Annotated in this window: 12 protein-coding genes and 1 riboswitch; all 12 genes read right to left on the bottom strand. The window is 43.4% G+C overall.

All coding sequences use genetic code 11. The annotated features are described in order from the left end of the window. Positions 1-21: 21 nt before the first annotated feature. The 12 genes from thiH to BCU75_RS15025 all read right to left on the bottom strand — a co-directional run bounded on the left by thiH (position 22) and on the right by BCU75_RS15025 (position 14,318). Entirely contained in the window at positions 22-1,149 is a 1,128-nt protein-coding gene (gene thiH / locus BCU75_RS15075) for a 2-iminoacetate synthase ThiH (RefSeq protein ID WP_102465082.1), read from the bottom strand. 7 nt (positions 1,150-1,156) lie between these two features. Continuing rightward, positions 1,157-1,921 (bottom strand): thiazole synthase, encoded by a 765-nt coding sequence (locus tag BCU75_RS15070; protein WP_102465081.1) that lies wholly within the window; start codon positions 1,919-1,921, stop codon positions 1,157-1,159. 2 nt (positions 1,922-1,923) lie between these two features. Beyond that, complete coding sequence (gene thiS / locus BCU75_RS15065) at positions 1,924-2,133, bottom strand: sulfur carrier protein ThiS (protein WP_010440653.1); 210 nt, start codon at positions 2,131-2,133, stop codon at positions 1,924-1,926. Continuing rightward, positions 2,130-2,912, bottom strand: coding sequence for a HesA/MoeB/ThiF family protein (locus BCU75_RS15060; protein ID WP_102465080.1), 783 nt, complete (start codon positions 2,910-2,912; stop codon positions 2,130-2,132). Before BCU75_RS15060 ends, thiS begins: the two co-directional genes overlap by 4 nt. Continuing rightward, positions 2,902-4,194, bottom strand: a complete 1,293-nt coding sequence (locus tag BCU75_RS15055) for a thiamine phosphate synthase (protein ID WP_102474333.1) — start codon at positions 4,192-4,194, stop codon at positions 2,902-2,904. Before BCU75_RS15055 ends, BCU75_RS15060 begins: the two co-directional genes overlap by 11 nt. Continuing rightward, positions 4,194-6,143 carry a phosphomethylpyrimidine synthase ThiC gene (gene thiC, locus BCU75_RS15050; RefSeq protein ID WP_102474332.1) on the bottom strand — a complete coding sequence of 650 codons (1,950 nt, stop codon included), beginning with the start codon at positions 6,141-6,143 and terminating at the stop codon, positions 4,194-4,196. Before thiC ends, BCU75_RS15055 begins: the two co-directional genes overlap by 1 nt. 130 nt (positions 6,144-6,273) lie before the next feature. After that, a riboswitch (TPP riboswitch) is annotated at positions 6,274-6,372 on the bottom strand. Positions 6,373-6,434: 62 nt separating this feature from the next. Beyond that, positions 6,435-6,818 carry a fluoride efflux transporter CrcB gene (gene crcB, locus BCU75_RS15045; RefSeq protein WP_102474331.1) on the bottom strand — a complete coding sequence of 128 codons (384 nt, stop codon included), beginning with the start codon at positions 6,816-6,818 and terminating at the stop codon, positions 6,435-6,437. A gap of 100 nt (positions 6,819-6,918) precedes the next feature. Next, positions 6,919-8,301, bottom strand: a complete 1,383-nt coding sequence (locus tag BCU75_RS15040; protein ID WP_102474330.1) for a multicopper oxidase family protein — start codon at positions 8,299-8,301, stop codon at positions 6,919-6,921. A gap of 627 nt (positions 8,302-8,928) precedes the next feature. Next, complete coding sequence (locus BCU75_RS15035) at positions 8,929-9,522, bottom strand: restriction endonuclease subunit S (RefSeq protein ID WP_157933911.1); 594 nt, start codon at positions 9,520-9,522, stop codon at positions 8,929-8,931. Further along, complete coding sequence (locus BCU75_RS24265; RefSeq protein WP_157933910.1) at positions 9,515-9,733, bottom strand: hypothetical protein; 219 nt, start codon at positions 9,731-9,733, stop codon at positions 9,515-9,517. Before BCU75_RS24265 ends, BCU75_RS15035 begins: the two co-directional genes overlap by 8 nt. A 539-nt stretch (positions 9,734-10,272) precedes the next feature. After that, positions 10,273-11,049: a M48 family metallopeptidase gene (locus BCU75_RS15030; RefSeq protein WP_102474328.1), complete on the bottom strand. Its 777-nt coding sequence runs from the start codon at positions 11,047-11,049 to the stop codon at positions 10,273-10,275. After that, entirely contained in the window at positions 11,049-14,318 is a 3,270-nt protein-coding gene (locus BCU75_RS15025) for a type I restriction endonuclease subunit R (protein WP_102474327.1), read from the bottom strand. The genes BCU75_RS15030 and BCU75_RS15025 overlap by 1 nt, the downstream gene beginning before the upstream one ends. Between the last annotated feature and the right edge of the window lie 59 nt (positions 14,319-14,377).

Here is a 14,377-nt window from a genome sequence, read left to right as displayed (position 1 = left end):
GGAACATAAACCAAACGTTGATTAACCAGAATAGGCGCTGTGCCAATCACGCCACACTGGGTCGAAACCTCGCTGACGAATCATTGACTCAACATCGGCAGCACTTCTCTCGTCGCTTATCTCAAATTGTTCGAGCTCTTCTTCACCGGAAGCATAACCACCAGGTTGGGTTTTAGAAGCTGCCGACATACTGGTGATTCCCAATGGCAACACATTGTCGCGGAAGGTTGCCGATTCGCGAGTAGAAAGGGATAGCTCGACCTCAGGATTCAAGAGTCGATATGCGCAGATAAGCTGAACCAACTGTTTATCATTCATGACCGACTTAGGCTGTAAGCCTCCACTAGACTCCCCACCTTCACACGGGCGAAGACGTGGGAATGAAATCGAGTAACGTGTCTGCCAATAAGTACGCTCTAGGTAATCTAAATGAGCAGCAACAAAGAAGCAGTCGGTTCGCCAATCTTCCAAACCAATCAAGGCACCAATCCCTATCTTATCGATCCCCGCCTTTGCCAAGCGATCGGGGGTTTCAAGACGATATTCAAAGTCCATTTTATTACCGCGTAAGTGATGCTCAGCGTAGGTTCGTGGCTGATAAGTCTCCTGATAAACCATCACCGCATCTAAACCTAACGTTTTAAGCTCGGCGTAATCATGTTGATCAAGCGGCTGCACTTCCATCGCAAGGTAGTTAAATTGCTTTTTGATATTCGGCAACACCTGTCGAAAGTAATTCATCCCGACCTTAGTTTCGTGTTCACCGGTGACCAACAAAACACTATCGAACTTCATCTTTTTGATAGCCGCACTTTCGGCATCGATTTCATCCAAAGTAAGCGTGCGGCGCTTGATACGGTTCTCCATTGAGAAACCACAATACGTGCACGCGTTAGCGCACAGGTTAGATAGGTATAAGGGAATATAAAGCGACATCGTATTGCCAAACCGCTTGCGAGTTAGCGCCAACGATTGTTGTGCCATCTGCTCTAAGTAAGGTTCTGCCGCCGGAGAGATCAGAGCCTTAAAGTCTTCTAAGTCGCATTTGGATTTACTCAGAGCACGTTCAACATCCGCTGCCGTTTTACTGAAGATAGACATACCAATGTCATCCCAGTTGAGCTGTTTAAATCGATCAACAAACGTCATAGCAATACTACTCGTCTAGGAATGAAGTTAACGGGCTCGAAGCAACCGCGTGAGATACTTTTCCTGCAAGTCCAGCAAGGTAAGCCATTCGACCCGCCTCAACCGCCAGCTTAAAAGCAATCGCCATCTCAACAGGCTGTTGAGATGCAGCTATAGCCGTATTCACTAACACAGCGTCTGCGCCCATTTCCATTGCACGAGCAGCATGAGATGGCGCACCAATCCCCGCATCAACAATCACAGGGACATTCGCTTGGTCGATAATGATCTCTAAGAAGTCTGCAGACGCAATACCCTTGTTTGAACCAATCGGCGCACCTAACGGCATAACCGCAGCACAACCCACCTCTTCCAAGCGCTTACACAATACTGGGTCGGCATGGCAGTAAGGCAACACAACAAAGCCATCTTTAACCAGTTGCTCAGCGGCTTTAAGCGTTTCAATTGGGTCTGGCATCAAGTACTTTGGATCTGGGTGAATTTCCAGTTTGAGCCAATTTGTACCCAGTGCTTCACGAGCCAAATGCGCAGCAAAGACGGCGTCTTTTGCATTCTTAGCACCTGACGTATTCGGTAGTAAGTTCACGCCAGCATCAATGATGGGTTGTAAAATGTCGTCTTGCTCAGAGCGAATATCAACTCTCTTTAGTGCCATGGTCGCCAGTTGAGAACCTGACGCTTCGATAGCACTCGCCATCAAATGCTTATTTGCGAACTTGCCGGTTCCAGTGAACAGACGTGATTGAAACGTTTTATCTGCGATGGTTAACATGGTTAGCCCCCTGCAATAGCTTGGAAAAGAGATATAGCGTCGCCTTCATTAACGACCGTTTGTTGCCACTGGCTACGCGGGACAACCGCATTATTGATAGCAAATACACAACCTAGATCGGGTAATGCTAGAACTTGGATAATGTCCGCTAGAGACGATGAGTGTGCTACTTGTTCTGATTGTTCGTTTATCGAGATCGTTATATGGCTCATTGGATTTCTTCTTCTAAATGCTTAACTACAGACGCACTGCACACAGGACATTCACTATCTTGAGTGACCATAAGGTTTTGCCAATTCATCGTCTGGCCATCGAACAGTTTGAGTTGGTGTGTTGCGACCTGAAACTCACCACGAGTTAGACGTTGAATAGCAGCCAAAGCTTGAAGGTTACCTATGGTGCCAACAACTGGGCCTATGATGCCGCTATCGCTACAACGAGTCGTTTGTGGATGATGTCTGAACGGGAACAAGCAGTGATAGCACCCTTTCTGATTCTGATAATCAAATACAATAAACTGGCCTTTCCAGCCAATTGCAGAACCCGAAATCAAAGGGGTCTTCGTGCTGAAACATGCTTGGTTAACCTGCTGGCGTGACTCGAAGTTGTCAGTACAATCCAACACTAAGTCAGCTAACATCACTTCAAGCTCAAGCTGACTTTCACTCATTCGTTGATTGATGGTTCTTACTTGGCTGCGACCATTGAGCTCACTCAGTTGTTGCTTCAACGCTTCAACCTTAGGCGAACCTAACTGATTTTCCCTGAACGCGACCTGTCGTTGCAGGTTCGATGAATCGACACAATCATCATCGACCAGCACGATCTTTCCAACACCAGAAGCAGCCAGGTAAAGAGCCGTAGCATTACCTAAGCCACCACAACCGATGATCAACACATGACTATTTAGTAGGTTGCGTTGCCCTTGCTCACCCACTTCAGGTAACGCAATTTGTCGTTGATAACGAATGAATTCAAAGTCACTCAACATAGCTAGGCTCCTGTATAACCTCTTCCTTGATAGTTGGAGATTTAGGTACCATCAGTTTTTCGAAAAATTCGATCACTTTCTGTGGGTCTTCCGCCAATGTAATCGCACGTACCACCGCCAAACTCGATACCCCACACTCCCACACCTGCTCAGCTGTCGATTGGTCAATACCGCCAATAGCAACCGTCGGATAACCAGTAAGTTCTTCTGTGTATGGGATAGTATCAATCAACTGTTGATACAGAGATAAACGAACTAAACCCTGAGGTTTCGATGGCATCTGTTTAGTTGTTGTTGGAAAGATATGCCCTAGCGCAATATAGCTTGGGTTGATTTGAACAATGCGGAGCAACTCGTAATAGCCATGAGTCGATAAACCAATCTTTATACCCGCTTGGCTCAACTGTGAGAGGTTTGATTCTTCAATATCCTCTTGCCCCAGATGAACACCAAAAGCGTCATGCTTGAGTGCAAGCTGCCAGTAATCATTGATAAAAACTTGAGCGTTATGCTCTCGACCAAGCTCGATAGATCGTGTGATTTGTTGTTCTAAGTCCGCTTGCAGCGGGTTCTTAATACGTAGTTGGACAGTGTTGATTCCAAGCTTGAGTAATCTTTCGATCCACTCGACATCATCAACTACGGGGTATAAACCTAGACTATTCTTACTCAGCTCAGGAAAAGAAAGCACTGTCCCTTGATTAGCCCAACCAACGCTTATATTCAATCGTTGATCTTCAAGAGTTGGAATTGGAAAGTTTTGGTAATGTGCTGGCCATGTTCCACGTGAAACATTGGACGATGCGCGAGCTAAAACCAATGCGTCCTCTAATGGGAATTCCAGTGCCAACAAAGTAAGCAACCAAGCAAAGTGGCCGTGATTATCTAACTCCTGATGAGCTGTAGTTTCACTCTTGATAGCACGATTAGCACCCCGGTGTGACCAGATATCCAGTACAGCTGAAGCATCTGAGACACCGATGTAGATGGTATTCAGAGTTTGTGTAAAGGCATCACAAACGTCAGTTAGCGCGACTGAACTACTGTAATCAACAACGTGGTTCAGTTCCGCTAGCTGACACTCCGCCAATGAATCAACATCATGAGCAAAGCCAATAGATAACGCCTGCTGAGTGTCAACGATAGAGAAGTATTGAGTTGGGCTTACACCCAACTCAACTGCATCGGTTGCCAAGCCTTGTCGCTTAGCAACCAATAGACAGTTCTGCACCTCTCCCGTTAACTCAATATTTTGAGATGGGATGAGTATCTTCACTGTCATTATTCCTCTAATTGAGCTTCTTTTGCACCTACTGCAGGGTGGTAAAGTTCAGAGCCAGTATCACGGAACTCTTGTGATTTCTGACGCATCCCTTCCAACGGGTTATCTAGCATCTTAATCTCGATAGCCTGATCCGCGGCTACTTGTTCTGTATCTTTCGCATACTCTCGGACTTCCTGAGAGATCTTCATCGAGCAGAATTTAGGTCCACACATTGAGCAGAAGTGAGCAACCTTACCGGATTCTTGTGGCAGAGTTTCATCATGGAAAGAACGGGCTGTTTCAGGGTCTAAAGCTAGATTAAATTGGTCTTCCCAACGGAATTCAAAACGTGCTTTAGATAATGCATTATCTCGGATTTGTGCGCCTGGGTGTCCTTTTGCCAAGTCTGCTGCATGTGCTGCCAGCTTGTAAGTAATCAAGCCAGTCTTCACGTCTTCTTTGTTTGGTAAGCCTAAGTGTTCTTTAGGAGTGACATAACACAGCATCGCACAACCGTACCAACCAATCATGGCCGCGCCAATACCAGAGGTAATATGGTCGTAACCAGGGGCAATATCTGTCGTCAGTGGACCTAAAGTATAGAAAGGCGCTTCATGACAGTGTTCTAACTGTTCGTCCATATTCTCTTTGATTAGGTGCATTGGCACATGTCCTGGGCCTTCAATGATCACCTGAACGTTGTATTCCCAAGCCACTTTAGTCAACTCACCTAGAGTCCGTAACTCCGAGAATTGAGCCTCATCATTAGCATCTGCAATAGAACCCGGACGTAGGCCGTCCCCCAATGACAGTGCGACATCGTACTTCGCACAGATCTCACAGATCTCCCGGAAGTGGGTATAAAGGAAGCTTTCTTGGTGATGAGCAAGACACCATTTCGCGATAATAGAACCACCACGAGAAACAATGCCAGTCACACGCTTAGCGGTCATTGGTACGTAACGAAGCAGTAAGCCTGCGTGGATAGTGAAGTAATCAACACCTTGCTCGGCTTGTTCAATCAAGGTATCACGTATCACTTCCCAGTTAAGGTCTTCCGCAACGCCATTCACTTTTTCAAGCGCTTGATACATAGGAACCGTACCAATAGGCACTGGACTGTTGCGTAAAATCCATTCGCGAGTCTCGTGGATATTACGGCCGGTAGAAAGGTCCATTACGGTATCGCCACCCCAACGAGTTGACCATACTAGCTTCTCAACTTCCTCTTCAATCGAAGAGCTTACTGAAGAGTTACCGATATTAGCGTTCACCTTCACCAAGAAGTTTCGACCAATAATCATCGGTTCTGATTCTGGGTGGTTGATGTTTGAAGGGATAATAGCTCGACCTTCAGCAACCTCTTTACGCACGAACTCAGGGGTAATTTCTTTCGGTAGGTTGGCACCGAAGTTATGGCCAGGGTGTTGATGATTAAGCTGCTCATCAGCAAACTTCTGACGGCCCATATTCTCACGTATGGCAATGTACTCCATTTCAGGTGTGATAATACCCTGACGAGCATAGTGCAGCTGAGTAACACATTGGTTGTCTGTCGCGCGACGAATTCTAGGCAGGTTGCCGTAGCGAAGGTCGTCTAGAGTTTCATCTTCTAAACGTTCTTTGGTGTAAACAGAGCTTACGTCGTCTAACAGTTCCGTATCACCACGCTCATCAATCCACTGCTCTCGCAACTTAGGAAGACCGTTATACAGATCTATTTGATGTGTAGGGTCTGTATAAACACCAGAGGTATCATAAACTTGAATGGGTACATTAGGTTCGAATACAGGCTCTTTTTTGGTACCACCAACAAGACTATCTGCTAATGATATTTCTCGGACAGGGACTTGAATGTCCTCTCGGGATCCTTGGATATAAGCTTTTGTTGAATTTGGATAAGGTTGTACGGATAAAGAATCTATGAAATTCTTCGCTTCCAGTCTTGATTGTTTACGACTCGACATAGCATTTTTCCTTGGCTTTTAGCCATTATTTATAGGGATAAAAATGCTTGACGGATTTGATGCTACAAGAGGGATTACAACAAGAAAATACAGTTGTGATCTGGAGATAGATCTCTAGAAGGATTCTAGTTAGATATCTACTCTTGTTCCCTTCGCAGGTATTAGCCTGATCAGGTTCAACGGATCCCGAGTTAACGGTCTCAGCCATATGGCACTCCGACAAGTTCGATCGAGTATATAAAAACGGCTTGGATAAACCAAGCCGAGTTGTTAACAAATCGTAAGAAAGTTTTAAGACTTTATCAAAAGTTGGAAGCCGATCCATGCGGCTGAGATGCTGAGAACCACATTGAGTAGCACATTGAGCCCCATCTTAAAGAAAGCGCCCTGCTGCATGAGAAGCACATTATCCATCGAAAATGTAGAAAATGTAGTCAGTGCTCCAAGGAAACCAAGACCGATGATCTGTCTCCATGGCTCTGTCGCAACCATCTCATTCTCAAACGCGGCAATGAGTAAACCCATAATTAAAGAGCCAATTACGTTAACGGTCAGTGTACCATAAGGAAAACCACGCCCTAGTATCACCACACATAACTCTGAAATCAAATAACGCGAACAAGCACCAAATGCGCCACCAATGGCAATAAAACCTAAAATAGATAACTGACCCATGAATCCTCCCAAACAATAGTCCCTATATTCTAGCTTTACCGCCGATAAAAGCGAGGGTAGAAACTAAGAATGCACGCGCAAATATTAAACGTTACAGGTGTCACTTAACTTCGATATATCCCATTAAACCCGTTTTCATGTGTTCTATAACATGGCAGTGATACATCCAGCGTCCTGGGTTGTCTGCAACAAATGCAGCTTTAGCTCGGCCGTTTTTTCCAAGTAGCATTGTATCGGTATGGAAAGGTTCTTCAATTTTTTTACCATCAAGTTCCAATACAGTGAATGTATGACCGTGAATATGGATCGGGTGATGGTATTGGGTGACGTTCTTTAGATCGAATATGTAAGTATTACCTAACTCTAAAGTCGTCAACGGTTCAGGAATATTGTCTTTGCTCATTCCTTCCCATGCTCTTTTATTAGTAAGCCAAAACTTAGGCATCGATTTCCCATCTTTAGAAACTGGTGATACCGCACCTTCCCACTCGAACACAAAATCGATCTCTTCAGCATTAGCAAGATCTAGATTAGGTACAGGGTTAAGAGGCAACAATGGCAATAAACGCCCTTCAATAAGGGGGGAATCTACTACCTCGAACTCACATAAAGAGAAAGGAAAGCGGCCCTTCATTTGAAGAACATTAACTCGCCCGCCCACTTTGGGCGCTATCAGTCCAATATCCACGCGCATCCCTGGGCCGATTTTATGTTGAGTCAGTTTATATGGCGTCTTTACAGGATTACCATCAATGGCAATCACCCATGCCTCAGCCCCTTCGACAGCAATAGGATAAGTGATCGTATTATCGACATTCGCGATACGCAGTCGAGTTGTTGCGTGCTGCTTTAACTGGTATACAGGTTCATGAACACCATTGACGCTACTCCACTCTCCTGGAGTACCCATACGAGCACTTAGTCGTGGAATCATTAAGTCTTTCCATTGACCCTGTTTATCGATGTGCCAATGCTTAAGCATCAGTGCATGCTCTTCATCAAACTGCACGGGAGTGCTTTCTTCTACGATAATAAGACCGACCAAGCCCATACCAAGCTGTTTAACGCTATTCATATGTGGGTGATACCAAAACGTACCAGCATCTGGCGGCGTAAATTCATAAATGAATGTTTCACCTGGCATGATCGGTGGTTGGCTTAGGAAGGGAACCCCATCCATTCCGATTGGAATTCTAAGGCCATGCCAATGAATCGTTGTCGGCTCTGATAGCTTATTCGTAAAGCGGATCGTTACCTTCTCACCCTGTCGACACCGAATCGTCGGAGCAGGAACCTGCCCATTGAAACCCAAAATATTGGTATTAAATCCCTTCACTAACTCTGCTGTAGAGGGCTCAGCAGTTAAGTCATAAACATACTTTCCTTGCTCATCAAATGACCGCTTCATTGAGCAAGCAGGTAGGACTGTTAGTGCTGATATAGCAAAAGATGATTGAATAAACTTACGACGGGAAATATCCATATTTGTTGCCTTTTAATAATAACGACCAAAATGTAACAAAATATTGAGAATAATTCTCACAAAGAAGTATAGATTGTGCTGTTGACTGTTTATAAAAGAGACTGAAGTAAGTAAGCACTTACATTTCTAAGAGGATATTCTATTCAAAGTAGGCAATTATCGATTAAAAATCGAACAAATATAAATCAAAAAGACTCAAGAATTTCTGCTTCGATGGGGATCAATATAGTCGACTTAGCTGACACTCTGATCCTCAACGTCACTTTGAAAAAGTGACAGATACAAAAAAGCTCCAGCATTTCTGCTGGAGCTTTAAATATGGCAGGGGTGGAGAGATTCGAACTCCCAACACGCGGATTTGGAACATAATGTTTCGCTGCATTAAAGACATAACCAAACCACTGCTCTGACTATGTTGGCAGATCACATATGGGAATTTCGCAAGCTAATAGCTAAAACCTATCACCACCAATAATTCATTAGCCCTTGCCTATGATAGAACCGCGGATTTGGAACATAATATTTCGCTGCATTAAAGACATAACCAAACCACTACTCTGACTATGTTGGCAGGTCACATATGGGAAACTCGCAAGCTAATAATCTAAGAAATTTCCACCACAGAAATTACACCACAGACCCAGTCGCCAACTTCCAACAAATTTCATTAAAATACACATCCCCATTATCAATGAGCTTTTCATGCGCTTTCTTCTGTAGCAACCAATTTTCCTGCACCTGACCTATCTGCTTTTGAACCGCTAAGCTAGGAAGTTCAACCGGGGCGTTTCCAAGGTATGCTTTCGTTATTTTCTTTATATTCGAGCCCTCATTGAGGGTATCAAAATACCTTTTAACAGCACGGCTACTCAAGAACCATCGGATGTAGTAAGGGTCTGCAATACTTCTATCACAATCAATAATCGCAACATGACTAGAAGTAATCACAGGTAAACTAAAGTCGTCCTTCAGCAAAAAAGGGGTCATAGCTAACCCTCTCATTGGAAGTAAAATACTAGAAGGTTTAAGCTGATACCGCTCATCCCCTTCTTCACTAACAAGCCGATCGAGTGAGCTTTCAGATACAGACTTACCAGCATTGATATCCCCTATAGACAAATAAAGAACATCACCATTAACCTTGTCATCTACTACGGCTGTTTTAAACGACTTACCAACTCTAACTTGGGCAATATCTTTAAGCATTACTGTCTTATTCATGGACATCTTCCTTTGTAGTAGTAGAAGGCGCCTCAGTAACCATCGACACTGCATTACCTATCGTATTGTTATTAAAGTTAAATTTCACATCAAAACTCATATCGATAGGGCTTTTCCCTCCGATAATGGAAGATGCAATAAGTATAAAGACTGAAACCTTATACTTGAATGCACTAGCTTTAGGGTCTGTCTGTTGATATTCTGTATTCATGATCTTGATTTCCTCTCATAGTTATCAGGTCTTGATATGAGCAATAGCGCCAACTCTTCTCATATCTTCTTATTTAGTTGAAAAGAGTAGAGCTCTACTCTTTTCAACTTCTACCGACAATATTAGTCAGATCATCACACCACGTCAACAGTAGAGCTCTACTTTTTTTCGAGTTATCACGCCACTAATCCGTCAGAACTAGACAAAATCATCTCAAAATACTATCAGCGTAGTACTTAAAAAATCCAAAACACTCCAAAAGTAAAAACGTAAACCATTGAATGTAAGTACATTTTAAGTAAATATCAGATGCAGTCTTTAGCAATGTATATTGCCGTCATTCTCAACAGGGTTTAGCAACACAACCAAGTGCATCAAATCTTCAGCACATCACCAGAGAATGACAGCAATCGTTCCACTCACTGCTAACAACAGCTTCTGATTTAGTTCTTAAACCACTAATAAAAACAAGTACCTAAACTGGTATGGAAAACGAAAGGGTGTTAGAGGGTATTGGAGATAAATGATTTGTCACTCGGTTATGTATTAAGATACAGCTCCGCCATACCATCTAAACGACTCTTTACTTCTTTCCAGTTTGGCATTACCTGAGTCAATAACCGCCAAAACCGTTCACTGTGATTGTGCTCTGCGATATGACAGAGTTCATGCAATATCACGTAGTCTATACATTCTTTAGGTGCTTTCACTAAATGAGGATTAAGTATCAGCGTACCTTTCGCTGAACAACTTCCCCACTGCTTCTGCATTGCCATAATACGAAAATTTGGGATACCCGTTACCCATGTAGCTTGAGGTAGTAGATGACTTAAACGTTCATGGAAAATTCGTTCAGCTCGAACCTTATACCAGTTGTTCACCAAGGCTTTCACCATCGCTGGCTTATCCTCATTAAACCTAGTTAACGTGACGAGTAACTTACCACGCCCCATTTTTACTGTATTTAGAGCTTCTTTATCTTCAACAACTTTGAGAACATAGCGACGACCAAGATAAAACTGCATTTCACCACTGACGTAATGCTTTGTCTGTACATACTCTAAATGGTGACGAAACTCGGTAAGCGCATCGAATATCCATTTAGAACGTTTCATTACCGCTTCATGGATATCGGTTTTATCAGCATCTTCAGGAGTGAAAACGACCACCTCGCAATTGGGGTGTACTTTTATCGACACCTTACGTTTCTTCCCCTCAATATGCGGCTTACGCACCACAGAATAAGTAACAGCTTCATCCCCGTAGATAAAGCTGTACTCTTCTTTAACATGCTCTTTAGAGTGAGTCTCAGCCATTACTGATTCAGTCCTGATAAACCTAGTCGAGTAATTTTGATCACCTCATTAACCAATGCTTGCGCTTTATCTATCCCCAAATCACTAAAGAGTAGTGGGAGTAAGCCTAACGTGATTTGCTTCTCTATCTCTTGCGGATTGATAGAAAACTCGGCAACTGACTTCCTTACAATCTCATCAATTTTAATCGCGTAATCAAAGCACTGGTCTTCAGTCAATGGTAGTGGTTCACCTAATTGTTTCAGGAATAACCCATAATAAGCTTGTACATGACGCTTAATCTTGGGGTCTAAAGCACTAAAGCGATCCGTTGGAAGACCCTCGACCTTTCGTTCTTTGACTTGCTCTTCAAAATCAGCGAACAGCATGTATTGTTTAACAGGTGCGTCGAACATCTCTTTCGTTTTCTCTATTGCTTGTTTGAGCAGCTTAGAGAAATATTCTTGAGCATAAGGATCATCAGCTAAATCTTGGTCAATCATCTTAGTGATGCGACCTGTGATTTTATCTTTTTGATTTCGAGCTTCATCGTCGGTCATCTGCTCTGGTTTCGCATCTTTACCCATATTACCTACGAGGTAAGCCCCCTTAGACTCTTCAATCTCAACACCACCAATATGCTTATCGAGCAACGTTCTAATGTCATCAGCATAAGCGTCATAATCAATGGTTTCTTCTGCATCTTCACGTACTTGTTTTCGAAGCTGAGACATCATTTTTAACGTGTCTTTGTACAATTGACGCTTGTTATCGAAGCTTTTATCTTCGAAGTAAGTTGCCGACTGTAGAGCAACTTTCATGCAGTTAGTAAAGAGAGTCAGTGCCGTATAGAAGTCGTTACGCTTTTTAAGGTTGGTATCGGTAACTTGACCCTCGATATCTTGCATCTTAGGTGTAAGTACCTGACGTAACGCTGGACCGTCTTGTTTATTCACCACACTGTCAAAGATAGCCCACAGGTCTGAGTATAAACCTGGAAGTTTTTTGTACTCGGTATCCATTCGGTTGTACAAACCTTGCAGATCATCAATATCGAACCCACCTAATGTGCGTTCCGCTAGGTCTTGGTACTTCTCAATAGTGGCATCCAGCTCTTTCAAGATACCTCGATAATCGATTAAGTAACCGAACTGCTTCTTACTATGGAGACGGTTAACTCGTGCGATTGCTTGAATTAGATTGTGTTGTTTTAACGGTTTATCGATATAGATAACCGTATTCTTAGGCTCATCGAACCCCGTTAGTAGCTTATCGACTACTATCATTAAATCAGGTCCATCATCCTTACTGAAGTCATCGATAATGCTTTGGGTATACGCTTTCTCGTCTTGATTTCCTACGTTCTGTTTCCACCAATTCTGTACTAGGTCTTTGCTCTCTGTATCAACATCATCATGCCCCTCACGAGAATCAGGAGGCGACATTGCAACGACGGAACTCACCTTACCGATTTGATCGAGTAACTGCTTATATTGGATTGCAGAGGCTTTAGAGTCACAAGCTAACTGTCCCTTTAAACCTTGTTGTTTAAAGTTCTGAAAATGGTCTGAGATATCATGCGCGATAAGTTCTAAACGACCTTCCGATTGATATATCTGTCCCTTCTGTGCGAACTTTTTCTTTAAGTCAGTACGCTGGTTTTCCGTTAACTTATCTGTGATTCGATCAAACCAAGCGTCTATCGCTTTATCATTGGTGCTCAGTTCAGGAATACGTTCCTCGTATAAAAGAGGGGTTACCGTTTCGTCCTCAACAGCTTGTTGCATGGTGTAAGAGTGGATGATTTTACCGAACTTATTCTCTGTCTTATCATCTTGAAGTAACGGAGTCCCTGTAAACGCGACGAATGCTGCGTTGGGTAGCGCTTGCTGCATTCTGATGTTGTTTTCACCGTTCTGGCTTCGATGCCCTTCATCCACCAGCACGATCATATCTGGACTGTCGTTGTAACACTCGGTCATCTCAACAGCGGTACCAAACTTATTAATAATAGAAAAGATAATTCGTTCATTACCTTTACCTATTTGTTCCGCTAACCGCTTACCTGTCGTTGCCATCGCGTCTTTTTTATCTCTATCCGATAAAGCACCGCCAGATGCAAAAGTACGAGCAAGTTGCCCTTCTAAGTCAACCCTGTCTGTAACAACGACAACACGACACTTAGCAAGTTCTTTTATCCATATGAGTGCCTTAGAGAGAAACACCATCGTAAATGACTTACCTGAGCCTGTGGTGTGCCATATCACGCCACCATTACGAGCTCCGTTATCATCAAAGGTAGTAATTCGCTCAACCAATGCCTTGATCCCGAAAACCTGTTGGTATCGAGCGACTATCTTCCCTGCTTTCTTATCGAATAGCGTATATAACCTTGTCATCTCTAATAGTCGGTCATGACGTAATAAACTCACGAGTAAATGGTCTTGGTCAGTCACGACCAACTCACCGCCTGCGATAAGAGTTAAGTATTCGTCGGCTACTTTCGCTGAACGATACTTAAAAATAGCCTCAAATTGAGTCGGTGATAACGGTTTATTCTTCAACCTAGCGAACTCAGCTTCAACGATTTCTTCTTCTTTCCATTTAGCCCAAAACTTCTCAGGCGTACCACATGTCGCGTACTGTCCATCGTGACCATTGATAGAAAGCAGTAACTGACTGTAAGCAAACAAGTGAGGGATTTCATCGACCTTTTGGTTACGGATATTTTGGGAAATACCTTCTGCTACCGTCGGCTTACCTTCCTTAGAGGAATCAGGACGCTTAGCTTCGATGACAACCCACGGTAATCCATTAACGAAACATACGATGTCTGGAATACGATGATCGGTGCCGTGGGTATTTTCTACCTTTAACTCTTCGGTAAAGTGGAAGACGTTACGCTCTGGCTTCTCCCACTCGATAATTTGAATGGTAGGATTCGCTTTTTTCCCATCAATGAACTCAGTAACACCAATACCATACGTCAAGATGTTATAGATCTTCTCATTAGCAGCTTTTAACCCTTCATTCATCGCAGGAGAGGCTAACTCATGCACTATTTTATCGATAGACGCTACTGATAGAGGGTGGTCTTTCCCCATGAACGAGAAGGTTTTCTTAGATAAAACTTCCCTCAATACCTTGGGTAGAATAACGGTAGACAACCGACCTCGCTGAATCGAACATTCACTTGGTGGTATGAATTGATACCCTAAGTGAGTCAGCAAGGCTAAAGCAGGGATTTTCGCACTCTGCTCTTCTTTAAAATTCGCAATAGGTTGTGACATGCCGTGTTATTCCTTTTAAGCCTGAGGGGAGCATGGGGATAGACGTAATAAGTAAAAGC

It is taken from the genome of Vibrio splendidus, assembly GCF_002873455.1.
Taxonomy (GTDB): domain Bacteria; phylum Pseudomonadota; class Gammaproteobacteria; order Enterobacterales; family Vibrionaceae; genus Vibrio; species Vibrio splendidus_J.
This window is presented reverse-complemented; position numbering and strand designations above follow the sequence as displayed.

What these genes read in the sequence shown, in the direction of transcription:
- BCU75_RS15035 (WP_157933911.1), bottom strand. Translation starts at nt 9,522, where the DNA reads ATGAATAAGACAGTAATGCTTAAAGATATTGCCCAAGTTAGAGTTGGT.
- BCU75_RS15030 (WP_102474328.1), bottom strand. Translation starts at nt 11,049, where the DNA reads ATGGCTGAGACTCACTCTAAAGAGCATGTTAAAGAAGAGTACAGCTTT.
- thiC (WP_102474332.1), bottom strand. Translation starts at nt 6,143, where the DNA reads ATGTCGAGTCGTAAACAATCAAGACTGGAAGCGAAGAATTTCATAGAT.
- BCU75_RS15040 (WP_102474330.1), bottom strand. Translation starts at nt 8,301, where the DNA reads ATGGATATTTCCCGTCGTAAGTTTATTCAATCATCTTTTGCTATATCA.
- BCU75_RS15055 (WP_102474333.1), bottom strand. Translation starts at nt 4,194, where the DNA reads ATGACAGTGAAGATACTCATCCCATCTCAAAATATTGAGTTAACGGGA.
- BCU75_RS15025 (WP_102474327.1), bottom strand. Translation starts at nt 14,318, where the DNA reads ATGTCACAACCTATTGCGAATTTTAAAGAAGAGCAGAGTGCGAAAATC.
- crcB (WP_102474331.1), bottom strand. Translation starts at nt 6,818, where the DNA reads ATGGGTCAGTTATCTATTTTAGGTTTTATTGCCATTGGTGGCGCATTT.
- thiS (WP_010440653.1), bottom strand. Translation starts at nt 2,133, where the DNA reads ATGAGCCATATAACGATCTCGATAAACGAACAATCAGAACAAGTAGCA.
- BCU75_RS15070 (WP_102465081.1), bottom strand. Translation starts at nt 1,921, where the DNA reads ATGTTAACCATCGCAGATAAAACGTTTCAATCACGTCTGTTCACTGGA.
- BCU75_RS15060 (WP_102465080.1), bottom strand. Translation starts at nt 2,912, where the DNA reads ATGTTGAGTGACTTTGAATTCATTCGTTATCAACGACAAATTGCGTTA.
- BCU75_RS24265 (WP_157933910.1), bottom strand. Translation starts at nt 9,733, where the DNA reads ATGAATACAGAATATCAACAGACAGACCCTAAAGCTAGTGCATTCAAG.
- thiH (WP_102465082.1), bottom strand. Translation starts at nt 1,149, where the DNA reads ATGACGTTTGTTGATCGATTTAAACAGCTCAACTGGGATGACATTGGT.